The organism is Psychromonas hadalis ATCC BAA-638 (assembly GCF_000420245.1).
Classification (GTDB): domain Bacteria; phylum Pseudomonadota; class Gammaproteobacteria; order Enterobacterales; family Psychromonadaceae; genus Psychromonas; species Psychromonas hadalis.
The window spans coordinates 16,135-42,599 of record NZ_ATUO01000010.1; the positions used below are offsets into that span (position 1 = coordinate 16,135).

The 26,465-nt window shown below is 40.5% G+C and carries 27 protein-coding genes; 16 read left to right on the forward strand and 11 right to left on the reverse strand.

Annotated features, from left to right (window positions below; genetic code table 11):
* Positions 1-199 precede the first annotated feature (199 nt).
* The 5 genes from djlA to G322_RS0102460 all read left to right on the forward strand — a co-directional run bounded on the left by djlA (position 200) and on the right by G322_RS0102460 (position 5,246).
* A complete protein-coding gene (gene djlA, locus G322_RS0102440) occupies positions 200-1,006 on the forward strand; it encodes a co-chaperone DjlA (RefSeq protein ID WP_022940226.1) in 807 nt (268 codons plus the stop codon).
* Positions 1,007-1,543 (forward strand): DUF2937 family protein, encoded by a 537-nt coding sequence (locus G322_RS0102445; protein ID WP_022940227.1) that lies wholly within the window; start codon positions 1,007-1,009, stop codon positions 1,541-1,543.
* Positions 1,544-1,633: 90 nt separating this feature from the next.
* Entirely contained in the window at positions 1,634-2,662 is a 1,029-nt protein-coding gene (gene dapD / locus G322_RS0102450) for a 2,3,4,5-tetrahydropyridine-2,6-dicarboxylate N-succinyltransferase (protein WP_022940228.1), read from the forward strand.
* Between the two features lie 148 nt (positions 2,663-2,810).
* On the forward strand, positions 2,811-4,586 hold the full coding sequence (locus tag G322_RS0102455; protein WP_022940229.1) for a substrate-binding domain-containing protein: 1,776 nt from the start codon (positions 2,811-2,813) through the stop codon (positions 4,584-4,586).
* Between the two features lie 9 nt (positions 4,587-4,595).
* A complete protein-coding gene (locus G322_RS0102460; RefSeq protein WP_022940230.1) occupies positions 4,596-5,246 on the forward strand; it encodes a hypothetical protein in 651 nt (216 codons plus the stop codon).
* A 23-nt stretch (positions 5,247-5,269) separates the two neighbouring features.
* Here the strand turns inward: G322_RS0102460 and G322_RS0102465 are convergent, their stop codons facing one another.
* The 8 genes from G322_RS0102465 to G322_RS0102500 all read right to left on the reverse strand — a co-directional run bounded on the left by G322_RS0102465 (position 5,270) and on the right by G322_RS0102500 (position 12,975).
* Positions 5,270-5,569, reverse strand: a complete 300-nt coding sequence (locus tag G322_RS0102465) for a YciI family protein (RefSeq protein WP_022940231.1) — start codon at positions 5,567-5,569, stop codon at positions 5,270-5,272.
* A gap of 3 nt (positions 5,570-5,572) precedes the next feature.
* Positions 5,573-6,142 (reverse strand): septation protein A, encoded by a 570-nt coding sequence (locus G322_RS0102470; protein WP_022940232.1) that lies wholly within the window; start codon positions 6,140-6,142, stop codon positions 5,573-5,575.
* A gap of 78 nt (positions 6,143-6,220) precedes the next feature.
* Positions 6,221-7,030 (reverse strand): tryptophan synthase subunit alpha, encoded by an 810-nt coding sequence (gene trpA / locus G322_RS0102475; protein WP_022940233.1) that lies wholly within the window; start codon positions 7,028-7,030, stop codon positions 6,221-6,223.
* Entirely contained in the window at positions 7,030-8,217 is a 1,188-nt protein-coding gene (gene trpB, locus G322_RS0102480) for a tryptophan synthase subunit beta (RefSeq protein ID WP_022940234.1), read from the reverse strand. The genes trpA and trpB overlap by 1 nt, the downstream gene beginning before the upstream one ends.
* A 150-nt stretch (positions 8,218-8,367) precedes the next feature.
* Positions 8,368-9,777, reverse strand: coding sequence for a bifunctional indole-3-glycerol-phosphate synthase TrpC/phosphoribosylanthranilate isomerase TrpF (gene trpCF, locus G322_RS0102485; RefSeq protein ID WP_022940235.1), 1,410 nt, complete (start codon positions 9,775-9,777; stop codon positions 8,368-8,370).
* Positions 9,770-10,774 carry an anthranilate phosphoribosyltransferase gene (gene trpD / locus G322_RS0102490; protein ID WP_022940236.1) on the reverse strand — a complete coding sequence of 335 codons (1,005 nt, stop codon included), beginning with the start codon at positions 10,772-10,774 and terminating at the stop codon, positions 9,770-9,772. The genes trpCF and trpD overlap by 8 nt, the downstream gene beginning before the upstream one ends.
* A complete protein-coding gene (locus G322_RS0102495) occupies positions 10,775-11,383 on the reverse strand; it encodes an aminodeoxychorismate/anthranilate synthase component II (RefSeq protein ID WP_022940237.1) in 609 nt (202 codons plus the stop codon).
* 2 nt (positions 11,384-11,385) lie between these two features.
* On the reverse strand, positions 11,386-12,975 hold the full coding sequence (locus G322_RS0102500) for an anthranilate synthase component 1 (protein ID WP_022940238.1): 1,590 nt from the start codon (positions 12,973-12,975) through the stop codon (positions 11,386-11,388).
* Between the two features lie 344 nt (positions 12,976-13,319).
* Here G322_RS0102500 and rnm point away from each other — a divergent pair, with 344 nt between their 5' ends.
* The 4 genes from rnm (at position 13,320) to murQ (ending at position 16,902) form a co-directional block, all read left to right on the forward strand.
* Positions 13,320-14,183 carry an RNase RNM gene (rnm, locus tag G322_RS0102505; protein WP_022940239.1) on the forward strand — a complete coding sequence of 288 codons (864 nt, stop codon included), beginning with the start codon at positions 13,320-13,322 and terminating at the stop codon, positions 14,181-14,183.
* Positions 14,180-14,800, forward strand: a complete 621-nt coding sequence (locus G322_RS0102510) for an L-threonylcarbamoyladenylate synthase (protein ID WP_022940240.1) — start codon at positions 14,180-14,182, stop codon at positions 14,798-14,800. The genes rnm and G322_RS0102510 overlap by 4 nt, the downstream gene beginning before the upstream one ends.
* 238 nt (positions 14,801-15,038) lie before the next feature.
* Entirely contained in the window at positions 15,039-15,926 is an 888-nt protein-coding gene (rluB, locus tag G322_RS0102515) for a 23S rRNA pseudouridine(2605) synthase RluB (protein WP_022940241.1), read from the forward strand.
* 79 nt (positions 15,927-16,005) lie between these two features.
* Positions 16,006-16,902 carry an N-acetylmuramic acid 6-phosphate etherase gene (murQ, locus tag G322_RS0102520; RefSeq protein WP_022940242.1) on the forward strand — a complete coding sequence of 299 codons (897 nt, stop codon included), beginning with the start codon at positions 16,006-16,008 and terminating at the stop codon, positions 16,900-16,902.
* Between the two features lie 42 nt (positions 16,903-16,944).
* Here the strand turns inward: murQ and G322_RS0102525 are convergent, their stop codons facing one another.
* On the reverse strand, positions 16,945-17,499 hold the full coding sequence (locus G322_RS0102525; RefSeq protein WP_022940243.1) for a peptidylprolyl isomerase: 555 nt from the start codon (positions 17,497-17,499) through the stop codon (positions 16,945-16,947).
* A 47-nt stretch (positions 17,500-17,546) separates the two neighbouring features.
* On the reverse strand, positions 17,547-18,137 hold the full coding sequence (locus tag G322_RS0102530) for a YajG family lipoprotein (RefSeq protein ID WP_022940244.1): 591 nt from the start codon (positions 18,135-18,137) through the stop codon (positions 17,547-17,549).
* Positions 18,138-18,949: 812 nt separating this feature from the next.
* Here G322_RS0102530 and uvrB point away from each other — a divergent pair.
* Positions 18,950-20,962: an excinuclease ABC subunit UvrB gene (gene uvrB, locus G322_RS0102535; RefSeq protein WP_028866369.1), complete on the forward strand. Its 2,013-nt coding sequence runs from the start codon at positions 18,950-18,952 to the stop codon at positions 20,960-20,962.
* Between the two features lie 75 nt (positions 20,963-21,037).
* Here uvrB and G322_RS0102540 read toward each other — a convergent pair whose 3' ends face one another.
* The gene (locus tag G322_RS0102540; protein WP_022940246.1) at positions 21,038-21,619 is read right to left on the reverse strand and encodes a Maf family protein; all 582 of its coding nucleotides are present in this window, start codon (positions 21,617-21,619) and stop codon (positions 21,038-21,040) included.
* A 136-nt stretch (positions 21,620-21,755) separates the two neighbouring features.
* On the opposite strand from G322_RS0102540, the gene yceD reads away from it, so the two are divergent.
* From yceD to fabG, 6 genes are all read left to right on the forward strand, one after another.
* Entirely contained in the window at positions 21,756-22,280 is a 525-nt protein-coding gene (yceD, locus tag G322_RS0102545) for a 23S rRNA accumulation protein YceD (protein WP_022940247.1), read from the forward strand.
* An 18-nt stretch (positions 22,281-22,298) separates the two neighbouring features.
* On the forward strand, positions 22,299-22,472 hold the full coding sequence (gene rpmF / locus G322_RS0102550) for a 50S ribosomal protein L32 (RefSeq protein WP_015464635.1): 174 nt from the start codon (positions 22,299-22,301) through the stop codon (positions 22,470-22,472).
* Between the two features lie 7 nt (positions 22,473-22,479).
* Entirely contained in the window at positions 22,480-23,520 is a 1,041-nt protein-coding gene (plsX, locus tag G322_RS0102555; protein ID WP_022940248.1) for a phosphate acyltransferase PlsX, read from the forward strand.
* Positions 23,513-24,472, forward strand: coding sequence for a beta-ketoacyl-ACP synthase III (locus G322_RS0102560; protein WP_022940249.1), 960 nt, complete (start codon positions 23,513-23,515; stop codon positions 24,470-24,472). Before plsX ends, G322_RS0102560 begins: the two co-directional genes overlap by 8 nt.
* A 105-nt stretch (positions 24,473-24,577) precedes the next feature.
* Positions 24,578-25,522, forward strand: a complete 945-nt coding sequence (gene fabD / locus G322_RS0102565; protein ID WP_022940250.1) for an ACP S-malonyltransferase — start codon at positions 24,578-24,580, stop codon at positions 25,520-25,522.
* Positions 25,522-26,250: a 3-oxoacyl-ACP reductase FabG gene (gene fabG / locus G322_RS0102570; protein WP_022940251.1), complete on the forward strand. Its 729-nt coding sequence runs from the start codon at positions 25,522-25,524 to the stop codon at positions 26,248-26,250. Before fabD ends, fabG begins: the two co-directional genes overlap by 1 nt.
* The last annotated feature ends 215 nt before the right edge of the window (positions 26,251-26,465 follow it).

Consider the following 26,465-nt stretch of genomic DNA (forward strand, 5'->3'; position numbering starts at 1 on the left):
AATTGCTTAGGAAGTAGAAGGCGCTAAGCGTAAAAGAGAGTAAGAATATCAGCAAATAGCCTCTGCGAACAATAGTTAGCGCCAAATTTGCATACTCTTTTTATTAAATTGTTCTATTTACCCTAAAAAATTGGCAAATTGCTGCAGAGTTAGTCAAAATAGATAAAAATATCTTATAAAAACAGAGGTCAGAACGTTTATGCGCATTTGGGGAAAAATACTCGGTGGTTTTTTTGGTTTCATGTTTGGTCATTTTTTTGGCATGTTATTGGGGATCTGGTTAGGGCATCGCTTTGATCGTGCTCGCGCAATCAACTTTAATGTACAAAATGGTCTATTTGGAAATAGTGTAACCAGTCAGCAAAAACAAAAATTATTTTTTAATGCCACATTTTCAGTAATGGGGCATGTTGCTAAAGCAAAAGGGCAAGTCACACAAACAGATATTCAAGTAGCAAATGCGTATATGGATCAGATGCGTTTACAGGGCGAAGCACGCTCTCAAGCACAATCTTCTTTTGCTTTGGGTAAAGAGTCTAACTTTCCATTACAGGATACATTATCTGAATTTGCGCAGATGGTGCGCGGAGATCGTAATGTATTACAGATGTTTTTGGGTATTCAAATACAGGTTGCCTTCTCAGATGGTGCGATTGACAGTAAAGAGAAAGCGATTCTTTACACTATCGCAGAGCAGCTTGGTTTCTCTCGTTTTGAGCTTGATCGTCTATTGCAGATGGTTGAGGGACAACAACATTTCCATCAAGAGCAACAGCATCATCAACAGCAAGCAAGTAGCGAAGATGCGTATAAAATATTGGGTGTTGATGAAACGGTAAGTGATAAAGAGGTTAAGCGTGCTTATCGTAAATTGATGAGTCAAAATCATCCTGATAAATTGGCTTCAAAAGGGTTACCAAAAGAGATGATGGAGCTTGCTAAAGAGAAAACCCAAGACATTCAAAAGGCCTATGAAACACTGCGTAAAAAGCGTGGCTTTAAATAGATGCTAATCAGGTTATTGCAACGTTACAGTTTGATGTTGATCTTTGCTAGTAGCTTATTGATCGGGTTGCAACTACCTAGTTTTTTACAACAGTATGAAAGTCGTCTTGATGCGCGTTACTTAGAATCAAGCGAGCAATTATTGAAGTATCAAACGCTGGCAGATCTGTTTTTTGAAGGTTCACTTAATAAATTACTAGATAAACATAAACAAAGTGATGTTGCACTTTTTAAAGCAGAGGCGGATATATTAGAAGCGTTGATTGAGCGTGTTGATTTTTTAACGGCGCAAAAATACTCATTGAATGGAAATTTGCTGAGTCGTCTTGTTTTTTTAATAACGCAAGTGAATCAACCTCTTTTCACTGAAACACAATTGAACTATCAAGCGAATATTGAATTAAGCAAAGATGCGATGTTCGCAGGCTTGTTACTTGCATTAATAAGTACTCTCTTTTTAGAGTTGTTGTTGGCCATGATTCCTCTATTATTTCAAAAAATAAAAACAATCAATAATCAGGTGAACAATCGCAATTAAATCAGTTGTTTTGCATTTATCTCTTTAAATCTGCGCTTAGTTCTTTATGATGGTTGCTTTATTTTAGACTTTTAAATTGGAGCTTAATTCATGTCTACATTTTCCCTTGCCTTTGGCACAGCGACTAAAAACCGCGATCAAAAAATCATTGAAGCCTTTTTCCCTAACCCTCTATTAAACCCAAGTGACGATCTTGTTGCTGTTGTGGGCGGCATTGTGGGTTATCAAGGAGGTAATGAAACAATTGAAATTAGTACTGACGTTGCAGAGCAACTGAGTGCTGCTTTTAATGGGGCAGATGAAACTGCTAATGCTGATTTTGCCACTGCAGCCGTTAAATCAACGCAACCTCTGTTATTAACTATTTTGGCAACAGATGAAGCGCCAGCAACGGTGGCTGAAGGTTACTTGAAATTACAACTTATTTCGCACCGTTTGGTTAAACCACACGGTTTAGTATTAGATGGTATTTTTGGTGTATTACATAACATTGCATGGACTAATAAAGGTGCCATTGACTTACCTGAACTTGCTGATCGTCAGATTGAAGCGCGCTTAAACGGCGAAACTATCAGCATTGATTGTGTTGATAAATTTCCTAAAATGGTTGATTACATTGTGCCAGCAGGTGTACGTATTGCAGACACCGCTCGTGTACGTTTAGGCGCACATGTGGGAGAAGGGACAACGGTTATGCATGAAGGTTTCATTAACTTCAACGCAGGCACAACAGGTGTCAGCATGGTTGAAGGGCGTATCTCTGCGGGTGTTATGGTTGGTGAAGGTTCTGATATCGGTGGTGGGGCTTCTATTATGGGGACACTAAGTGGTGGCGGTAAAATGGTCATCAAAATCGGTGAAAATAGCTTATTAGGTGCGAATGCGGGGTTAGGTATTCCACTGGGTAGTCGTTGTACGATTGAGTCTGGTTTATATGTTACAGCGGGCTCTAAAGTAAAACTACTTGATAATAAAGGCATCGATGCGGGCTTTGTTAAAGCACGTGAATTGGCAAATAAAGATGATTTACTCTTCCGTCGTAATTCAATGACAGGTCAAATCGAGTGTCTAGCAAATAAAAGTGCCGTTGAGTTAAACAGCATGTTGCATTCTAACTAATCTTTTACCTCTTTTGTTTATTTTAGATAAAAAGGCTACATTTTGTAGCCTTTTTATCGTCACCTTGTCCGGTCATAAAACCGTCATCTCTCTGTCACAGTAATCCTTATAATAGTTTGTAGAGAAAATAGCTATAACAGGGAAGCTGATGTCCGCTCAAGAATCGATCACAAATAGAAAATTAATTATTAACCCTGCATTTAAAAAGCAACTTTTATTACTCAAAAGTTGTGCTAATGCAGAGCTTAATATCCAACTCTCACTTGATAAAATGGTTTCTGACAAACAGTACCGTTTAACGGTATTAACGGAGCTAGATGGTTTAGGGAGTGAGCGTTTAAATGATCTTGTAACGCAGTTAAAACGACTTCCCCTTTATATAAAATTAGCCCCTTCTGTGGCAGAAAAAAAAGTGCCTCCAGCAGTAAAAGTGAGCGCCAAGAAATCCCCTATGGCCACTATTTTAGCATCATTATTATTGATTATTGGTATCGCTGCTTTTATCAGTTGGCAAAATGGTTATGTAAATATTAATGTTCCCACTACTGAGGTACAAGCGGTAGACAAAATAGCACCCCAAACGCTAAAAGTGATTGAAGATGAAATTGCTATTATTGCCGCTGTCGTAACGCCTGTGCCAATCCCCAAGAAAGAGCTGACACTACCAAGTGAGCAACGTATTGTTAAGTTGCGCTTACATGGCTCTAATACCGTGGGTGAGAGCCTTGCGCCTGCATTACTAGAAGCTTACCTCGTATCACAATCGGTGACTCAGATGATGTGGGTACAAGGGCCACAGTTAGTAGAGCGTGAGTTGCAATATATTCAAGATGAACAGGTTTATGCCATTGAGTTACATGCACATGGCTCAACAACTGGTTTTAAAGATTTGCTCTCGGGTGAGAGTGATATAAGCATGTCATCGCGGAAAATAAAGATTAAAGAGTTAGATGCACTGCGCCCAACACTGGGAAATTTAGCTTCTGTTGGCCATGAATATATTATTGGTCTTGATGGACTTGCCATTATTGTTAATAAAAATAATCCCATTAGTTATATGACCAATGAATTATTAGCAAAAATATTCTCCGGAGAGGTTAGCAATTGGAAAGAGGTGGGCGGGGATGATTTAGCGATTAACTTATATGCACGTGATAGCAACTCTGGTACTTGGGATACTTTTAATAGTTTGTTATTAAAGGTAAATAATAAGCAACTTAAAAAAGAAACCACACGTATTGAGTCCAGTACTGAGTTATCAAGCCGTGTTGCAGAAGATGTTGCCGCGATTGGTTTTATTGGCCTACCTTATGTGAATAATAGCAAAGCGTTGGCTATTTCAGCCACACAAGAGAGCGCTGTTATCTATCCTACCAGTTTTACGGTGAGCACTGAGGACTACATATTATCGCGTCGCCTTTATCTTTATGTTCCTAATAATAATAAAATGGCACAGAGTTTCAGTCAGTTTGTTATCTCTGCACAGGGACAAAGTGTGGTTGAACAGGTCGGTTTAGTTTCCCAAAACATCAAACTTGAACATGCCTATAGAGTAAAAAATGCGCCACAAAATTATAACAATTATGCTGAAATAGCGAGCCGTTTATCGGTTAGCTTTCGTTTTAAAAGCGGCAGTAATGAGTTTGATAATAAAGCACAACGTGATGTTAAACGCTTAGTGGATTACCTCACGGAACATCGTGGCAGGCGCATCGTTTTAATGGGTTTTTCTGATTCGTTGGGGGACCCAAAAATGAATTTATCACTCTCTTTGGTACGTGCTAGCAAGCTTGAAAAAGAGCTAAATGCTTACGGTTTAAATGTTACTGCTGTCGAAGGTTTTGGAGCAAAATTACCTATTGCTTCTAACAAAAGTGCATTAGGAAGAAGTAAAAATCGTCGTGTTGAAGTTTGGGTCTTTTAGGAGAAAAATATGAGTTTTTTAGTTAAAAATAGAGACACATTAACGCAGTTATTTAGCACTTTTAATTTACAAGAGATACTCTTGTTAAATCAAAACTTAAATAGCTCATGGCATCTGCTAACCTCTCCTCCTGCGCAACTACTTTTAGCAATGAAAGAGAGACAAGTTAATATAACGTGTTTTTTAGGGAAAAAATGTTTACCTTTAATTCGCTTTTATCTTGCTTCGCAACAGAGTCAAAAAACGACCTTTTTATCCATGGAGTTATTAACAACACTCTTTATTAGTTTACCCGCTGTTGAAGCGACGGTATTTAAAGCGCAGATACAAAAAGCACAATACGCCCTACAACAAACCAATCAAGCTCTCTCTGAATTGTTATCAGGACAGGTATTAAAGTCATCTGAAAAGAGCAAACTTGTGGTGCAGTTTAATCATTATCAGTCCAATAACAAACCCTCTTTAACTCAGTTAGCAGAAATGGATAAAAAATATCTTAATTGTTTTTATTATCTACAAGCAGGCGACATTTTTGTTGTGGCTGAAGGGCAGGGTATTGATGTCGACATGTTGTTGTATAGTGAGCTTTCACCCCTACAGCAACTTAAAGCACAACAACTTGTTGGTGATGAAATAGTAGAGGTGAGTGTTTCAGCCTAACTCATTTTGTGTTTTTTATGTTTTTAAGGCAAAACTTTTTTGAATGGTTTTACGATAACGGATGCATAAACACCTGCTTCAACATAGGGGTCCGCATCAGCCCAAGTTTGTGCCTCGGTTAAAGAGTCAAACTCTGCAATTACCGTTGAGCCAGTAAATCCAGCCTCACTTGGGTCTTCACTATCAATCGCAGGGTTTGGCCCTGCAACAAATAGACGACCTTGCTCGTTCAAGTCTTGCAGACGTTTAATATGCGCAGGACGTGATTTAATACGCAGTGGTAAGCTGTTTTCTACATCTTGTGAAAAGATAACGTATAACATTATTTATTCCTCTGACTCTTTTTCTGTTATTTTTTTCTTACTTTCTTCGGGTAAGTGTTTGTAAAGGTAAAGTCCACTTAATACGGTAAACAGTAGGGTGATTGCCAATAGTCCAAATACTTTAAAGTTAACCCAAACCTCTTGTGACATATTAAACGCCACATAGATGTTTACTGCGCCTAACACGGCAAAAAATATCGCCCATGCAAAATTAAGATTGTTCCATATATTGTCTGGTAGGGTGAGTTCTTTGCCTAGCATCTGTTTGATGGCGGGTTTTTTAAAGACGAATTGAGTGACTAACAGGCCGATAGCAAAGACACCATAAACCAGTGTTACTTTCCATTTGATAAACACATCATCATGTAAAAAAAGGGTTAATGACCCAAAAATCAAGATCATACCGAGAGTGATGATCTGCATCTTTTCCGCTTTTTTACCATTTTTAAAGTAACTGTAAATAAAAGTGATGGTCATACCTATCATCAGTGCCGCGGTTGCCGCATAGATATCAACCATCTTATAAACGATAAAAAAGATAACTAACGGGATAAATTCTAATAGTTGTTTCATCTGTTTCTCTTTTGTTTAAGTTCAATATGTTAAAGTGGAAAAATTCACTTTAACATATTAGGTCATTTAAGATCGCCATTATAAATGCGTAGCAGCTTTCATTTTTGCAATAAACTTATCCATCTCAACAAGCAATTTATCAGGATCATCAAGGTTCGCTTCAATCACTTTAACCACCGCTGAGCCTGAAATTGCGCCCGCAGCCCCTGATTTTATCGCCTCTTTAACCTGTGCAGGTTTTGAAATACCAAAACCCAGCAGAGAAGGAGGCGCATTATGTTTGTTTAAGGTTTCAAGCATATGCTCAACGGGCATGCCCGCTTTGGCGTCTGCACCTGTCACACCCGCACGACTTAATAGGTAGGTGTAACCCTCACCATATTCAGCGACTTTTTGCAGTGTCTCTTTATCACCATTGGGTGGTGCGATAAAAATTTGTTGCAGTCCTGTTTTTGCAGCTGCCGTGCGGTAGGGGGCGCTTTCGTGTAAAGGTACATCGGCGATCAAAATCGAATCCACACCTGCATCAACACAACGCTGATAAAAGTTTTCGATGCCATTACGGTAAACTAAGTTCACGTAAAGCAATAATCCAATGGGAATGGTGGGGTGTAACGCGCGTATCTCTTTAATAATCGCTAAGCAGCTATCAGGGGTTGCACCTGCATTAAGTGCACGTGTTGACGCATCTTGAATAACAATACCATCGGCAACAGGATCAGAAAAAGGAATGCCTAACTCAAGTGCATCAGCACCTGCTTTTACTAAAGTATCGATAATCTTAAGTGACAGTTCACGGTTCGGATCGCCAACCGTAACAAAAGGAACAAATGCGCCTTGGTTTTCGGTTTTTAGGCGGGAAAATAGGGCTTGATAACGTTTGGTCATTACAGAATTCCTCTCTCTTCAAAAATCTCAGCCACGGTGAAGATATCTTTATCGCCACGACCTGATAGGTTAACAATAATGATCTGATCTTTATCATCATGTTCAATGATTTTAAGTGCATGTGCTAATGCGTGTGATGACTCTAACGCAGGAATAATGCCCTCTTTTTGTGACAACGCTTTAAACGCCATTAGCGCTTCATCATCGGTGGCATTTACATATTGCGCGCGGCCTGTTTCAGCTAAGTGTGCATGTTGTGGCCCCACTGAAGGGAAATCCAGTCCTGCTGAAATAGAGTAAGACTCTTGTACTTGACCATGTTTGTCTTGCATCATTAATGAGTGCATACCAAAGAAGATACCTTTTGACCCATAAGAGATAGGACAACCATGTTTACCCGTATGGATACCATGACCGCCCGGTTCAACACCAATGAGTTGTACACTTTCATCGTCAATAAAATCATTAAACATGCCGATAGCATTAGAGCCACCCCCGACACAAGCGATCACCATATCAGGTAATACACCCTCTTTTTTAAGGCATTGCTGTTTTGCTTCTTCACCAATCATTTTTTGAAATTCACGCACAATGGTTGGGAAAGGATGAGGTCCTGCGGCGGTGCCTAACAGGTAATGTGTATCTTCGTAGCTGCCCGCCCAATCACGTAGCGCTTCGTTACACGCATCTTTTAACGTAGATGCGCCACTGTGTACGGCAATGACTTCTGCGCCCATTAAACGCATACGAAATACGTTAGGTTTTTGGCGTTCCATGTCTACCGCGCCCATGTATATTTTACACTTAAGATCTAATAATGCACAGGCAAGCGCGGTCGCAACACCATGTTGGCCTGCACCTGTTTCGGCAATAATCTTGTTTTTCCCCATGCGTTTAGCAAGCAGTGCTTGGCCTAATACTTGGTTAGTTTTGTGTGCGCCACCGTGCAGTAGATCTTCACGTTTTAGGTACAGTTTGGTTTTTTTGCCTTTGGTTAAATTACGGCACAATGTTAGTGGTGTCGGGCGACCTGCGTACTCGGTTAATAACTCTGAAAACTCAGCAATAAATTCAGGACAGGTTTGTGCTTTGACAAATTCCGCCTCTAGTTGCTTTAATGCAGGGACTAAAATTTGTGGCACATACATACCGCCAAACTGTCCAAAATAGGGATTTAATTTTTCCATTTTTTGTAACCTTTTGAAATTATTTAATAAGGCAGGACTAAAGTCCCACTTCCAAGTTTATCTGTTTTGGGACGTGAGGCTTTTGCCTTGCCTGTTTTGATTTGCTTTTAAGCAAACAGTGCAGGATCAAAGTCTCACGTCCTATGTTAGTTACGCGCGTAACATATACTGTCGAATCTCAGAAAATGCACTATTGATTTTATCGACATCTTTTTGGCCTGGTTTGCTCTCTAGTCCTGAATTAAAATCAAGGCCAGCAACACCCATTAACGCTGCTTGTTGTGCATTTTCGGGGGTCAGTCCCCCTGCGAGTATAATGTTGTTTTTATCGATATTAGCCTCTGCGAGCAGTGACCAATCAAATACTTTGCCTGTACCACCTGTTTGATTGCCAATGCGAGTATCAAGCAGGTGTTTATCAACGTTAAATTTTTCAAATGCTGGTAGCGTTTCAGATACACCGTGTGCTTTCCAAATCTGACAGGTTTTAGGTAATAAGCTACGTAACATTTTAACATCTTTAGGTGTTTCATCACCGTGCAGTTGTACCACTGCAAGCCCTAAACGTTTAACGGTATAGGCGATTAATTCAGGATCTTCATTTTGGAAAACACCTACATATTTAAGGGGGGCACCGAACATCACTAAGCGTGCTTCTTCTGTATCCACAAAACGTGGTGAGGTATCGACAAAAATAAGACCGCCGTAAATAGCCCCCGCTTTATACACGTTGGCTGCTTGATGAGAGTGCGTTAACCCACATACTTTGTTTTCGCCTAAAATAAGTTGTCGACAGGCAAATTCAATATTGTCTTGGCTCATAATAGAACTACCGACTAAGAAACCGTTGGCATATTTGCTCAGTTCAACCACTTGGCTGTGGTGATTGATACCTGATTCTGAAATCACAATTCTGTCTGCTGGAATATTTTTAGCCAGTACTTTAGTGCGATTAAGATCGATGCTCATATCACGTAGGTCACGGTTATTAATACCAATGACTTTTGCGCCAAGGGCAATCGCACGTATGCGCTCTTCCTCATTGCTTATCTCTGTGAGCACTCCCATGTTAAGGCTATGTGCTGTATCACGCAGAGCTTGGTAAGCATCATCATCAAGCACAGAAAGCATCAGCAAAATAGCATCTGCTTTATAGAGGCGTGCAAGGTAAATTTGGTAGGTATCAATGATGAAGTCTTTACAGATAACGGGTTGCGTTACAATGTCACGCACTTGTGTGATGTAATCAAAACTGCCTTGAAAATATTTTTCATCGGACAATACTGATATTACGTTCGCATGATGTTGGTAAACATTGGCGATCAAGTCTAAGTCAAACTCAGGGCGAATTAACCCTTTTGAAGGGGAGGCTTTTTTACACTCTAAAATAAACACCGTTTCATCTTGATCAAGTGCTTCATAAAAATGGCGATCACTGTCGATAAGCTGATCTTTGAAACTGATCAGTGGTTGTTCTTTTTGGCGGTTTTTAACCCACTCCACTTTATCATCAACAATTTTTCCTAAAATGGTATCTTGTAAGCTTGTATCATTAAGCATGACTCATCTCCGCTAATTTATTTACTAATTGTAATGGTTTGCCACTGTTCATTGCTGTCAATGCCATATTTGTACCTGCTTTAAAATCGTCAGCTAAGCCATTTAAGACCAATAAGGCTGAGGTATTTATGGCGACCGCTGCTTGCTGTGCATCGGTGCCTTTACCTTGTAGTATTTTCTCGGTGATGATTTTATTATCGGAAGGCGTGCCACCAAAAATAGATTCAATCGGATACGTTTTAACACCAAAATCAGCAGGTGTTAAGGTGTATTCTTTAATTTGACCATTCACTAATTCCGCAACTTGTGTCTCGCCATGCAGGGCGACTTCATCAAGGCCACTACCAAAGACGACCATCACACGTTCCATACCGAGTTGCTGCTGAACTTGTGCAATCGGCTTGAGTAGCTCAGATGCGTAAACACCCATTAATTCAAATTTGGGACGTGCAGGGTTTATCAGCGGACCTAACAGGTTGAAAATAGAACGGGTTTTCAGTGCCGCACGCACAGGCGCCGCAAAACGCATACCTGCATGATAAGCGGGCGCAAAAATGAAACAGATATTGAGTTCATCTAAACATCGTCGAGCAACCTCAGCCGACATCTCAAGATTTACTCCAAAGGCGGCTAATAAGTCCGATGATCCTGATTTACTCGATACACTGCGGCTACCATGTTTACATACTTTTAAGCCACAACTGGCCGCTACAATGGCACTGGCTGTGGAGATATTAATAGTGCCAATGCCATCCCCCCCTGTACCCACAATATCGGTAAACGGATAATCAGGTCGTGGAAAGGGTTTTGCTTGCGCAAGCAGGGCGTTAGCGGCCCCTGTTATTTCATCAATGGTTTCACCGCGCATTTTTAAGGCGGTGATTGCTGAAGATAAGACGATAGGGTCTACTTCGCCTTTAACCACTTGTTCAAAAAAAGTTTGGCTCTGCTCAATGCTGAGGGATTTTCCTTGATATAACTGTTCTAAAATATCCATTTAGCTTGCTTCCAAATTAGTCACAAAATTTAAACTGTTTTCCAGTAGGTTTGCACCTTCACAGGTTAAGATTGATTCAGGGTGAAATTGAAACCCGATCACCCGCTCTGCTTGGTTGTAAACAGCCATACACATGCCGTTAAAATCAGCGACCACTTCTAAGGACTCAGGAATCGTTGTGCCGACCAGTGAGTGATAACGTGCCACTGAAAGTGGCTGACTTAACCCACTGAACATGCGATCGCCACAATGGTTAATCAAAGATGATTTACCGTGCATTATCTCATCTGCGCCACCCACTGTGCCACCATACTGTTCAATTAAGGCTTGATGGCCTAAACAGATACCGATCATTGGAATTTGACCACGGCAAAGTCCGATAAGCTCAATCAAGCAACCTGCTTTACTGGGAACGCCAGGGCCGGGAGATAAAATGAGCACCACATCGTTTGCACAGGCATCAATATGTGCTTTAATTTGGCTTGCCGATTGGTTATTACGGTAGATTTTAACCGGGTAACCAAGGGCTTTAAATTGATCTACCAAGTTATAAGTAAATGAATCAAAATTATCCAAGAAAAAGAGGGTCGTTGTTTTAGTCTCTGTCATGCTTATTCGCCTTGAACGTCAGTGAGGGTTGTTCCGTGTGCCAGTGCGATAGCATTTAAAACCGCGGCCGCTTTTTGGCGTGTTTCGTTGGCTTCTAATTGCGGCACAGAATCAAAAACAACACCTGCGCCCGCTTGTGCATAAGCAATATCGTCTTTCACAAATGCACTGCGAATAACAATACAGGTATCCATATCACCGACACCGTTAATATAACCCACTGCACCGCCATAACTACCACGACGTTTTTTCTCTACATCACGTACCAGTTGTGACGCGCGAATTTTCGGTGCGCCGACTAACGTGCCCATGTTCATACACGCTTGATAAGCATGCAGTGCGTCTAAATCACTGCGTAACTGACCGACTACACGTGAAACAAGGTGCATGACATGGCTGTAACGATCAACTTGTAACAGGTCTGCTACATGGCGCGTGCCCGGCTCACTGATACGTGCAACATCGTTACGCGCTAAATCAACGAGCATTAAGTGTTCTGAGGTTTCTTTTTTATCTAAACGCAGTTCTAATTCTAAACGGCTATCTAAGTCTTTGCTGATACTGCCATCTGTATTAAAGCCTCGACTACGTGTACCTGCAATCGGGTATATCTCAACTTCGTTATTCTCTTTCGTGTATTTCAATGCACTTTCTGGTGATGCGCCAAAGAGAATAAAATCACTGTCTTTTAGGTAAAACATATAAGGACTAGGATTCGTTTCTTTGAGTTTTGCATAAGCGGCTAACGGGTTAGGGCAGTGTAGAGAGAAACTACGTGATGGCACCACTTGGAAAATATCACCCTTTACAATGTTCTCTTTTAATTGATTAACAATGGCACAATATTCATCATCACTGACATCAACGCTGATTTTACCCGTAAGTGGAATCAGTTTATTGGCACAAGGGGTAAAGTTACGACAGAGATTTTTAATTTCAGCGAGACGCATCGAGATGCGCACATGGTTTTCATCGCTGTATAAACCACCAAAGACAGATCCGAGAATTTCACTTTTCTGAGTTTGATGATCGTGGATCATTAAGGTTTCAGCAACATAAAACAGGTAATCAGGACAACAGTTCTCGCCATCGGGCACATCACCAATCTCTTCAAAACTGGCAATAAAGTCATAAGCGAATATGCCACCTAAAAATAGTGCTTGTGCATGACTTGAATCTTTTTTAATTTGATCCACGATAAAACGAATAGCATCGACAGGGGAAGATGATTTTAAGCGGTTATCTTCATCACCACTGCGATCAGATTCTGGGAAAAGCAGTACCAATTTACTCGGTGATTGTTGTTTAATCAGTTCGATAGAAAATTTAGGAGTGATAAAGGTGATCAAATCTTTACCATTATCAGTGAGTGCCTCGAGTGTCACGGTTAACCCGTTGCAGGTGATTTTTAAACAAGCATCGACGAGCATTAAACTTTTGAGGTGCGCTTTAGAATCAATTTCCGCAGAATCAAACAGCAGGTGGTTAGCACTGTTGACGCTCATCTTTTTAAATAGGCCCAATGAATCTTGGATATATTCACATTTTTTCTGTAGCGTTTTTAAAAGCCCAATTGGGTGGTGTGTGTTCATCTTGTGATCCTTTATATATTTAGCTTGGCAAATTTAGTTTGTTTTTTTTTGGCTATTTTTGCCATCGCCAAGATAGTTTAAGGATGATGTTCAATATTCTCATTTTTATTCCACTCTATTTTCTAAACGCCAAAAACCAAAAAAGCCCGCAATTTGCGAGCTTCTTAATTTGGTTTTGGGAAAATATTATATACAAAAACCTCATTGCTCGCTTAAGAGAATGAGTGCCACCAAGAATCAGTAAGAGTAATTGTATTAAAAATCATATATCATGCGTCCCATAAATTATAGCAACCATTTTTTGCGATTCGCGCGCTAATGTCAAGTTGATTCTTAGGATATTCATGTTAATTGATCTTCACTCACACACTACCGCTTCAGATGGTCAATTAACACCCAGTGAGTTAGTGAACCGTGCTGAAAATCGTCAGGTAAATGTATTAGCCATTACCGATCACGATACCATCGATGGCCTTGCAGAAGCGCAACGCACTATTGATGATAACGGATTAAAGTTAACCCTGATTAAGGGCATTGAAGTCACTACTAATTGGCTGAATCATGAGATTCATGTGGTTGGGGTGAATATTGACCCTACTAATGTGCAATTATCAAACCTTATCACGTTGCAAAAAGAGAAGCGTGAAATTCGTGCTATTGAGATGGGACGCAGGCTCGCTAAGGCGAACATTGAAGGTGTTTATGAAGGCGCGAAAGCACTTGCGGGAGAAGGCGCTATTACGCGTGCTCATTTTGCACGTTATCTGGTTGAACAGGGCGTTGCACCGACGTTTCAAAAAGTGTTCGATAAATATTTAAGCCGTGGTAATACCGGTTATGTACCCCATAACTGGGTCGATATTGACGAAGCGATTGTTGCCATTCAGCAAGCGGGTGGACAAGCTATTTTAGCGCACCCAAATCACTACAAGCTCTCAAATAAATGGATGCGTCGTCTGTTTACTGATTTTAAAGCGTTAGGTGGGGATGCAATGGAAGTGGCGATGGGACAACAATCACCACAAGTGCGACTACAATTAGCGATGTGGAGCGAAGAGTATGGTTTGCTTGCATCACAGGGCAGCGATTTTCATTTTGTAGGACGCTGGCGTGATTTAGGTAAAGCATTACATCTACCCGAGATCGCTAAACCAATATGGGCAGATTGGCCTATTTATAAAGAATTTAAAGAGAAACAGCTAACATGAGTCAATTTTTTTATGTACACCCGGATACCCCACAACTGCGTTTAATGAAACAAGCGGTCGAGATCATCAAAAAAGGGGGGGTGGTTATCTATCCCACCGATTCAGGTTATGCGTTAGGTTGCTTGATGGAAAATAAACGCGGTTTAGAGCGTATTTGTCAGATTCGTGATTTAGACAAAAAGCATAACTTTACCCTTGCATGTCGAGACCTTTCAGAGATTGCAACTTATGCGCGTGTTGATAATCAAGGGTATCGTGCACTGAAAAATAATACACCAGGTGCGTATACGTTTATTTTTAAGTCAACCAAAGACTTGCCTAAGCGTTTAATGAACCCAACAAAACGCACTATTGGCATTCGTATTCCAGATAATGCCATTGCGTTAGCACTGCTTGAAGAGTTAGGGGAACCATTAATGACCACTAGCTTAATTTTACCGGGCAAAGACAGTACAGAATTTGATCCTGAAGAGATTCGTGATCAGTTAGAAAATCAAGTTGATTTGATATTAAACGGGGGTTATTTAGGTGAATCGCCGACTACTGTCATCGATTTTTCTGATGATGAAGCTGTCATCGTGAGAGAGGGGGCGGGGGATCTCGCCCCATTCCAATAAATAATAACGCAGGTCATCGTCTAGCTTAACCCTTAGGAATCGTTACACAATAACTTGCGCTAAATTGTTTTCAAAAAGCCTAAAATGACGGGTTATTTTGAAAACAAAAGCACAACTAATTTTGAAGCCGATCCTAAGTCATTATTAGACTTTAAATAAGCAATTAAAATTTTAAAAACGTTAACACTTAAAATTTAAGTGTTAGTTGGCATAATGAGAATTACCCAAGGGAATAATTATGAGTGAAAAATTACAAAAAGTATTAGCACGATCAGGCAAAGGCTCACGCCGTAAAATGGAAGTGGTCATTGCAGAAGGGCGCGTCAGTGTCGATGGTAAAGTGGTTGGCCTTGGCGAGCGTGTGACTGAGGGGCAGCTTATCCGTCTTGATGGCCATATGGTGAAATATATCACCGAAGAAAATACCGTGTGTCGCGTGCTTGCATATAACAAACCAGAAGGTGAAGTGTGTACTCGAAGTGATGAAGAGGGGCGTAAAACCGTTTTTGAACGTCTACCACGTTTAAATGGTGCGCGTTGGATCTCAATCGGTCGTTTAGATATCAATACCTCTGGTTTATTACTGTTTACTACCGATGGTGAATTCGCCAACCGTATGATGCATCCAAGTCGTGAAGTTGAGCGTGAATATGCCGTGCGTATTTTTGGTGAAGTGGATGAAGCGATGCTTAACCGTCTGCGCATGGGCGTGAAGTTGGACGATGGTGAAGCTAAATTCCTGTCGATTAAAGAATCTGGTAAAGAAGCAGGCGGTGAAGGAATTAATCGTTGGTATCACGTAGTATTAACCGAAGGTCGTACGCGTGAAGTGCGCCGTTTATGGGAGAGCCAAGGTGTACAAGTGAGCCGTTTAATGCGTGTACGTTACGGTCAGTTGCATCTTGATAAGCAATTACCACAAGGTGGTTGGACTGAGCTGAGCCTGAAAGAGGTCAATCACTTCCGTAAGCTTGTTGAAATGCCAAAAGAGACTGAAAGTAAAGTGCGTGTTGATGAGAATAAAACTAAAAACACTCAAGCACGTATACGTCGCGCGGTGAAAAAACATACTAAACATCGTAAAGCGGGCGAACGTCGTCGTAATACGGCACGTACACGTAACTAGCACCTCAAATGGCTGATAAATTATTTATCGGCCATTTTTTTATCCTATCTCCAAAAAACCGCCTCCGTTAGGATCAGCAATGAAAATTGATTTAACAAAATTAGTCACAGAAAGTCGTAATCCCCATTCAGAAAAAATCGACACATTATCAACCTTTGAGATGTTAAAGCTGATTAATGATGAAGATAAAAAAGTGGCGATTGCGGTAGAGAAAACACTGCCTGACATTACTCTTGTTGTTGATGCGGTGGTCAACGCTTTTCAAAATCAGGGGCGTTTAATTTATATCGGCGCGGGTACCTCTGGTCGTTTAGGTATTTTAGATGCCAGTGAATGCCCGCCTACTTATGGATCGAAACCTGAGCTGGTCATTGGCTTAATTGCGGGGGGTAATAAAGCGATTTTAAGTGCCGTTGAAAATGCAGAAGATAACCGAGAGTTGGCTGTGGCAGATTTGCAAGCACTGTCATTTAATCAAAATGATTTGTTAGTGGGTATTGCCGCCAGTGGTCGCACTCCTTATGTCTTAGGTGCGATGGAGTATGCACTCTCTTTAGGGGCGACAGTTGCGAGTGTAAGCTGCAATCCACAAAGTCCAATGACTGAGCTTGCAAGCATTGCTATCACACCCATTGTAGGGCCTGAAGTGGTGACAGGATCTTCACGCATGAAAGCGGGAACAGCGCAAAAACTGGTGTTAAATATGATCACCTCGGGCGCAATGATCAAAATGGGTAAAGTGTTTGGCAATTTAATGGTGGATGTTGAAGCGACCAACGCAAAGTTAGTACAACGCCAAAAAAATATTGTCGTAGAGGCAACTGATTGCTCGTTCGAGGATGCTGAACAAGCATTAAGCGCTTGTGAGTTTCATTGTAAAACCGCGATTGTGATGATTTTACTGGATATTGATGCGCTGAGTGCTAAGCAGAAACTTAATAACAGTGGTGGGTTTATTCGCCAAACATTGAGCTGAAAATCCAACCTCATTGACGTTGGATTTTTATTAGCGAGGAAACTACTTCATCTCTCTATCAAGTAACTTAATGCTATTAATAATTACTGGTTGCACAGGTTTATCTTGGCTTGCTGTTTTTACTTTTGCAATTTTATCAACCACATCCATGCCTAATGTCACTTCCCCAAAGACTGTATAGCCCCAGTTGCCACCTTTAGCATCTAAAAATGCATTGTCTTTATGATTAATAAAGAATTGGCGTGATGCGGAGTGCGGGTTAGCGGTACGTGCCATGGCGAGTGTGCCACGCTCGTTGCTTAATCCATTACGAGATTCATTTTCAACAGGGGGCAAGGTTGACACTTTGTTGCCTGTTTTCGCTGAGAATCCACCTCCTTGAATCATAAATCCGTTGATCACACGATGAAAAGTGGTTTTTTTGTAACCATCTTTTTGTACATAAGCTAAAAAATTTGCCACTGTTTTGGGTGCTTCATCAGGAAACAGTTCAATGATGATCTGGCCCTTTGATGTTTCCATGACTACCGTTGGGTTTTCTGCTGCAAACAGGTTGAAGCTTGCTATTAACATAAAGAGAGATAAAAAAGTTTTCATGATTTTTCCTATTGTGTTCCGATATATTGCTGTCTGATACGGGAGAGTTAAAGTTGCGCTAGTTTAGCGTTAAGCTCAGGATCTTGAACTATTTGATCCAATAGTTGTGATAACTGTGTATTTAATTGTGTTGTCAGTGCCTTTATATCGACACTAAAAGGTGCTTTCTCTTCATAATGAGAGCGGAATGTTTTACTAAAGGTGATTTTATCAGTATTAAGTTGTACTTTTATGACCATATTAATATCAGTTTCATGGCTGAGACTACCCTGTTCAACCTCTGCTAATAGTTTAATAAGTTGGATCTCTATCTGTTTGTCATTTTGTTTTTTATTGCTGAGGTGATAGCCCTGTTTTAACCAGTGACCGTATAATGTTTTTTCAATGGTTAAACGACTGCTTGTTGATTCATGAATCAGTGTTGCCACTTTATCACCAGAGCTAATGGCGATGAGATAACGTGCATTACGCAAATCAATGCTATTTACTGACCAGATTTTTTCACTCTCTATCTTATTAATAGTGATATTTTCATCTAGTTGTGGTGTTAATTTTAAACTCGTTGGTGTGTTTGCACAGGCGGATAAAAGCAGTATAGGTAATAGTAGGCAGATGCCTTTAATGGTTAAACGCTTCACAATAGTTTTCCTATATAGAGGTGATAAGTTGCTAGCATAGCAAATTTATCGTCTTGGTTTTGTAAATGGGTGATTTTTAAACATTGGAAAGGTTAAATTTTCAAAAAAACCTTATAAATGCATTGTATTTGTTAGCTTTTATTATCTACTGCTCACTGTGGGTTACAATTGCTTATTTCAGATAATAATCTTTTTTTGTACAAAATATGATCCAATAGACTTATTCACTTTCAGTTGAAGATCTTATTCAAAATGCTCTGGTTTTGCTGCAGGCTAGGCACTCTCTAGGCTGGCAATGGTTATCCACTTTTTCTGTGGATAACTCTGTGGGGCATTATCTGAAAAGGTGCTGAAAGACTGATGTTTGCTTGCTTACGCTTACATTGCTGTAAAAATACACATAAATATTTTATATTTAAAAACAGTAGGTTATATATGTCAAGAGCTGTTTATTAGTTTTTGTTTGATGTTTTTTTTTTATTATTATAAAAAAGTCGTGTCAATAATTTTCTGTGAATTATTTTCAAGTTTGTGGAAATATATTAATTGACAAGCTGTTAGAGTTGTAAGTTTTTATTGTTTGTTTTGTAAACATTGATAAACCGTTCTTTATTCAAAAAAAAGTGTAAGATCATTTGTTGCTTTAATGATCACTTTAAAAACTAATTGTTATTATTGACCCTGTTAATGAATTGTTAATTGTTATAAACAAGCTGTTCGTGCTGTTATCTTATCTAAAGTGGTAATTGTGTGACATTTTGAACTTTGTATCTATTATTTTGCTTGCTGTTCTGTTTGATTTTGAGGTTATTATGGAAAAATTATTTCAGTTATCATCCCCTTTTTCTCCTGCGGGTGATCAACCTACTGCGATAAAGCAGCTGGTGGAGGGTATTGAATCAGGACTCGCGTTTCAAACGCTGTTAGGGGTAACAGGATCAGGGAAAACGTTTACGTTGGCGAATGCGATTGAGCAGTTAAATCGGCCCACGTTGATTCTTGCGCCAAACAAAACCTTAGCTGCACAGCTCTATGGTGAGATGAAAGAATTCTTTCCTAATAATGCAGTAGAATACTTTGTTTCCTATTACGATTATTACCAACCAGAAGCGTATGTGCCAAGTTCAGACTCTTTTATTGAGAAAGATGCGGCGGTAAACGCGCATATTGAGCAGATGCGTCTATCTGCGACTAAAGCGCTACTTGAGCGTAAAGATGTTATTTTAATCGCCTCTGTTTCTGCTATTTATGGGTTAGGTGATCCCGATGCTTATTTAAAAATGATGTTGCACCTCACTGTCGGTGAATTTATCTCTAGTCGTGATATTTTACAGCGTTTGGTGGATTTACAATATAACCGCAATGAGACCGAACTTAGTCGCGGTACGTTTCGCGTACGTGGTGAGGTGATTGATATCTTCCCTGCGGACTCGGAAAAAGAGGCGCTGCGCATTGAACTGTTTGATGATGAAGTTGAAAATATCACTGTGTTTGATCCTTTAACAGGTCAAACCTTAGATAAACTCACCCGGGTGACCGTTTATCCTAAAACCCATTATGTCACCCCGCGAGCACAGATATTAAAAGCGGTTGATGCAATCAAAGAGGAGTTAAACGCGCGTAAAAAAGAGTTTATTGCACAGGGTAAGTTAGTGGAGGAGCAACGTATCTCACAACGCACTTTGTATGATATTGAGATGATGAATGAACTCGGTTACTGCTCGGGCATTGAAAACTACTCTCGTTATCTCTCAGGGCGTGAGCAAGGTGCGCCACCTCCTACGTTGTTTGATTACTTGCCGAAAAATAGTCTATTAATCATCGATGAAAGTCATGTTACTGTGCCGCAAATAGGCGCAATGTACAAAGGTGATCGTAGTCGCAAAGAGAACTTAGTGAATTACGGTTTTCGTTTGCCCTCTGCCCTTGATAATCGCCCTTTGATGTTTGAGGAGTTTGAAGCGATCTCCCCACAAACCATCTATGTTTCAGCCACCCCAAGTGATTACGAGATTGAAAAATCACAGGGTGAGATTGTACGTCAAGTGATCCGCCCCACAGGATTGTTAGATCCTGAAATTGAGGTGCGCCCAGTGGATACTCAAGTGGATGATCTGCTTTCAGAAATTAACCTACGTTTACCCCTCAAAGAGCGTGTTTTAGTCACCACCTTAACCAAGCGCATGGCGGAAGATCTCACCGATTACCTGAGCGAACATGGTATTAAAGTACGTTATCTGCATTCTGATGTTGATACGGTGGAGCGTGTGGAGATAATTCGTGACTTACGTTTAGGCGTGTTTGATGTATTAATTGGTATCAACTTATTACGTGAAGGGTTAGACATTCCCGAAGTCTCGCTGGTGGCCATTTTAGATGCCGACAAAGAGGGTTTTTTACGCTCAGAGCGCTCATTAATTCAAACCATGGGGCGTGCTGCACGTAATCTCAAAGGTAAAGCGATTCTTTATGCTGCTAGAATCACCGGCTCAATGCAAAAAGCGATTAAAGTAACCGAAGACAGGCGCGCGCTACAACATCAATTTAATCTTGATAATGGCATTACGCCACAAGGTTTAAATAAAGCGGTCACCGATATTATGCAACTTGGACAACGTAACCTCAAAAAAGGCAACTCAAAACAGTCAAAAATTGCAGAGTATAAAGCCAATTACGAGATACACAGCGAGCGAGACATTCTCAAGTTGATCGCCAAACTTGAAAAGCAGATGTTTGCGTTTGCGAAAGAGTTAGAGTTTGAAAAAGCTGCCCAACTGCGTGACGAGGTGAGCAAATTGCATGAACAGCTAGTAAGTATGGGATAGAGGGAATAAGTCGGGTCAGATCAAACTTTATCCTTTGTGCCTTCGTGGTATCATGTTTAAGCCTTTAACATGAGCTTAAACTATTTTCATTCCTTCATTTTCTAACATCTCGATCAATGATATAAGTGGTAGACCAATTAAGCTGTTAGGATCTTTTCCCTCAAAGCTTGCAAACAGTGTGATGCCATAACCTTCACTTTTAAAACTGCCTGCGCAGTTATAGGGTTGCTCTTTATGCAGGTAGTTAGTGATCATCTCATCTGTTAACGCACGAAATTTAACCACAAAAGGTTCAACCAGTGATTGGATATTACCTGTTTTGCTGTTTACTAAAGCAAGCCCAGTATAAAAGGTGATACTTTTGCCACTGGCTGCTTTTAACTGTTTAAAGGCGTTTTCAAAGTTGTGTGGTTTACCTAAAATAACGCCATTATTAATACACACTTGGTCTGAGCCGATGACCAATGCATCTTCAAAATGGGGGCTAATCGCTTGTGCCTTTTTAATGGCTAAACGTTCAACTAATTGTTGTGCGGTTTCTCCTGCTAGTGCAGTTTCATCTACATTGGGTTTTTCCGTTAAAAAGGTCAGGTGTAACTTTTCTAGTAACTGTTTTCTAAAGGGAGAAGTGGAGGCTAAAACAACTGTTTGTGGCATAATGGGCTCATTGTTAGGTAAGAATCTTGCTATATTAAGTGCTGAAAAATCAGAAAGCGAACGTTAACGTTAAAAGATATAAATAATCACTATTTTTCTTTGACTATCGTCTAACCAATCTATATCATTCGCGCCCATGCAAAAGGTTAAATTACCGATTAGCGTTGATCCGGTACGCGCTGCTCAGTCTGGCACAGAATTTGAAGCTATAATTCAGAAAGCCTTAATGAGAAGATTAGCGGAATCAACAATCAGTATTCAATCTGATATCAAGACTCAATTTATTTTTGAAGTTGACCAACAAAAGTTGCGAATATTTCATGGTAAAGCGAGTGTTGCAGTAGAACTCACTTGTCAACGGTGCAATGAGCCTATGATTTATCAGTGTGAAGCTGAATTTACGTATTGTCCTGTTCATAATCAAGAGCAGGAAAATAATTGTCCAGACGTGTATGAACCCATTTATTATGATGAAAATGGGGAGGTAAATCTTCACGACATCGTTGAAGATGAGCTGATATTGACTCTGCCTCAGATATCGAAACATGCAATCAATGATTGTGTTGAAAGTAAGTTTGACCTTACTTTTGGTGAGATTGAAGAAGAAGAAGAACAACGTCCCAACCCATTTGATGCTTTAGCTCAACTAAAGCGCAAATAACAAGTAGGAATTTTTACAATGGCAGTACAAAAAAGTCGTAAGACTCGTTCAAAGCGCGGCATGCGTCGTTCACATGATGCACTAAGTGCTCCAGCTCAACTTACTGTTGACGCTACGTCTGGTGAAACTCATCGCCGTCATCACATGACTGCAGATGGTTTCTATAAAGGCAAAAAAGTAATCGAACTATAAGATTACCTTGCGTAACTATACTATTGCGCTTGATGCCATGGGGGGCGATCTCGGCCCCCATATTTCACTCCTAGCAGCGAAAAAAACACTCCAAGATTACCCTACACTCTCGCTAATTATTATTGGCACTCGTGAAAAAATAATTCCCCTATTAAAACAGTTCGATCTCTTAGACCATTCAAGACTTACTTTTATTCATGCTGATAATGTTATCTCAATGGAAGATGATCCTATTTATGTATTACGCCATGTTTCAAACTCATCCATGCATGTTGCCCTTAAAATGGTTGCTGATGGTGAAGCTGAAGCCTGCGTAAGTGCAGGTAATACGGGCGCGTTGATGTTGCTTGCAAAGCGCGCGCTGAAAACCATATCAACCATTTCAAGACCTGCTTTAGTTTCTGGTTTACCTAATAACGCTGAGGGGCATACCTATCTGCTTGATCTTGGCGCTAATCTTCAATGTGATAGCGATACGTTATTTAATTTTGCAGTCATGGGTAGCGTGTTGTGTGAAAAGGTAGAGCAACTTAGAAAACCTCGCGTCGCACTGCTCAATGTCGGTAAAGAGAGTAATAAAGGCAGTGATATTATTAAGCGCTCTGCTACCTTGCTTCGTGATAGTCAATATATTAACTATGTTGGTTTTATCGAAGCAGATGAACTGTTTTCTTGCCAAGCAGATGTGGTAGTAACCGATGGTTTCACGGGTAATATTGCGCTGAAAAGTTATGAAGGAATGGGGCGTGTTTTTTTACAACAGCTTGATAAAGCGGTAAACTCTAATTTTTATAGTAAGTTACTCGGTAAGTTATTAAGCCCCATCTTAAAAAAGCAATTTAAACATTTACACCCAGATATGTATAATGGTGCGAGTTTAATTGGTCTGCGTGGTATTGTGGTCAAAAGCCATGGCAGTGCAAATGAAATTGCATTTTCCTATGCGATTGAGCAAGCGATTAAAGAGATCCAGTGGCAGATTCCAAGTTGTATTTCAAACCGGCTAGAAGCCGTTTTATTAGAGCGAGATTGTTTATCACATGAATAGCAAAATTACAGGGTCGGGTAGCTATCTACCGACAGCGATACGTAGCAATGATGATTTAGAAAAAATGGTCGACACCAGTGATGAATGGATCACCGTGCGTACGGGTATTAAAGAGCGTCGTATCGCTAATGCTGATGAGACGATTGCATTTATGGGGCATCAAGCGGGTTTAAAAGCGCTTGAAGCTGCTAATCTAACAGCGACTGATTTAGACCTGATTGTGGTTGCTACAACCAGTAATCATAATGCATTTCCCTCTGCAGCTTGTGAAGTTCAAAATTTATTTGGCATTTATGATATTCCTGCGTTTGACATTGCAGCTGCCTGTGCGGGTTTTACCTATGCGCTGAGTGTGGCTGATAATTTTATTAAAGCAGGTGCTGCTAAAACAGTGTTAGTGATTGGTGCAGATACACTCGCTGCGACGTGCGATCCTACGGATCGTGGCACTATTATCCTCTTTGGTGACGGTGCAGGCGCGGTGATTGTCAGTGCCAGTGAAGAAAAAGGCATTTTATCAACCCATATTAATGCCGATGGCCGTTTTGGTGAACTACTAAAATTACCTAATGCACAACGTGGCAATGCTGATGCGGTCAATGATGCTTACCTTTCGATGGCGGGTAACGATGTCTTTAAAGTGGCGGTGAAAAAACTCAGCCAAGTGGTTGTTGATACATTAGCCGCCAACAACATTGATAAAGCAGAATTAGATTGGTTAGTACCACATCAAGCCAATAAACGTATTATTACAGCTACTGCTAAAAAATTAGGTATGTCGATGGATCAAGTTATTTTAACACTTGAAAAACACGGTAATACCTCTGCTGCATCCGTACCTTTAGCATTTGATGAAGGCATACGCTCAGGAAAAATTAAAACTGGGCAGTTGGTATTATTAGAAGCATTTGGTGGTGGATTTACGTGGGGTAGTGCGTTAATACGCATGTAGGCTTCATCAGGAAGTAAGGCTTTAGCCCTGATTAAAAAAATTCAAAACAGGAGCTCTCTCCTGTTTTTTCTTATTGATGATTTAACGTTATCAAGGAATAAAAATATGACAAACTTTACTTTTGCCTTTCCGGGGCAAGGCTCACAAAGCGTAGCGATGCTCGCTGAACTTGCTGAGCAGTTTCCAACCGTTGTTGAAACTTACCAACAAGCAAGTGATGTACTGGGTTACGATCTTTGGGCATTAGTACAAAATGGCCCAAGTGAGTCTCTTAATCAAACGGATAAAACACAACCTGCATTGCTTGCTGCATCGGTTGCGATTTGGCGTGTTTGGGCGGAGCAGGGCGGTGCATTGCCGACTGTTATTGCAGGTCACAGCTTAGGTGAATATTCCGCACTGGTTTGTGCGGGGGTTATTGATTTTCAAGAAGCGATTAAGTTGGTTGAACTACGTGGTCAATTGATGCAACAAGCAGTACCTGCCGGTGTTGGCGCAATGACCGCAATTATCGGTTTAGCGGATGATAAAATTAGCGATGCATGTATTGCAGCTGCGCAAGGTGAAGTGGTTTCACCTGTCAATTATAACTCTCCGGGTCAAGTTGTTATCGCGGGTAATAAAGCCGCTGTGGAACGTGCGGGTATTTTATGTAAAGAAGCAGGCGCAAAACGTGCGTTACCGTTACCTGTCTCGGTGCCGTCACACTGTGCCTTAATGAAACCTGCTGCGGAAAAATTAGCAATCGCATTAAAAGAGATTGAATTTAAAATACCTAAAATTTCTGTTATTAATAACGTTGATGTGATTGCGCAAACAGAGTCAGATAAAATTAAAGATGCCTTAGTGCGTCAACTATATTGTCCTGTTCGTTGGACGGATATTATTGAAAAAATGGCTAAGCAAGGGATTAACGTTCAAATAGAAGCGGGTCCGGGTAAAGTATTAAGTGGTTTAGTACGTCGTATTGATAAAAGCTTTACGGCACAAGTAATTAATAGTCCTGCAACGTTGGAAGCAACATTAATTGCAGTGAAAGGAGCACAATAATGAAAGATAAAGTAGTATTAATAACAGGCGCAAGCCGTGGCATCGGCCGTGCAATCGCAGAAAAATTTGTCTCTCTAGGCGCAACGGTTTTAGGCACTGCAACCAGTGAAAAAGGGGCTACAGCAATCAGTGATTACCTTGGTGAATCAGGTAAAGGTTATGTTTTAAATGTGACCGATAATGACTCAATTGCAGCACTTTTCGCTGATATTAAAAAAGAATTCGGCGGTGTGGATGTCTTAGTTAATAACGCAGGGATCACACGTGACAACTTATTAATGCGCATGAAAGATGATGAGTGGAACGATATTATCGATACCAACTTAACGCCTATCTTCAAAATGAGTAAAGCTGCAATACGTCCAATGATGAAAAAACGTTCCGGTCGTATTATCAATATTGGCTCTGTTGTTGGTACAATGGGTAATGCGGGACAAGCAAACTATGCGGCAGCTAAAGCGGGTGTGATTGGTTTTACTAAATCACTTGCGCGTGAAATTGCAAGCCGTGGCATTACTGTTAATACGGTGTCTCCAGGTTTTATTGAAACAGATATGACCAAAACATTAACCGATGAACAGCGTGCGAATACACTTGCAAATGTACCCGCAGGACGTTTAGGTGACCCAAGTGAAATTGCAGCAACAGTCGTGTTTCTCGCGTCGGAAGGGGCTGCTTACATCACCGGTGAAACAATCCATGTAAATGGCGGTATGTACATGGTCTAGCGTAAACATTTTATGTGTCGTCATTTGACTCGATTTCGGCGTTGAAAGTACTCACTTGGTAAACCAAGCTCTGTGCTTTCGCCTTGAACTCACACCAACTGACTTAACATAAACTGCTTACAGTGAATGTGCTTAGGGTAAAAGCAACCAAGCTCCGCGCTTTCGCCTTGTCCTTAGCACCATTCACTTAGTCTGAATCATCACTTGAGTATGAA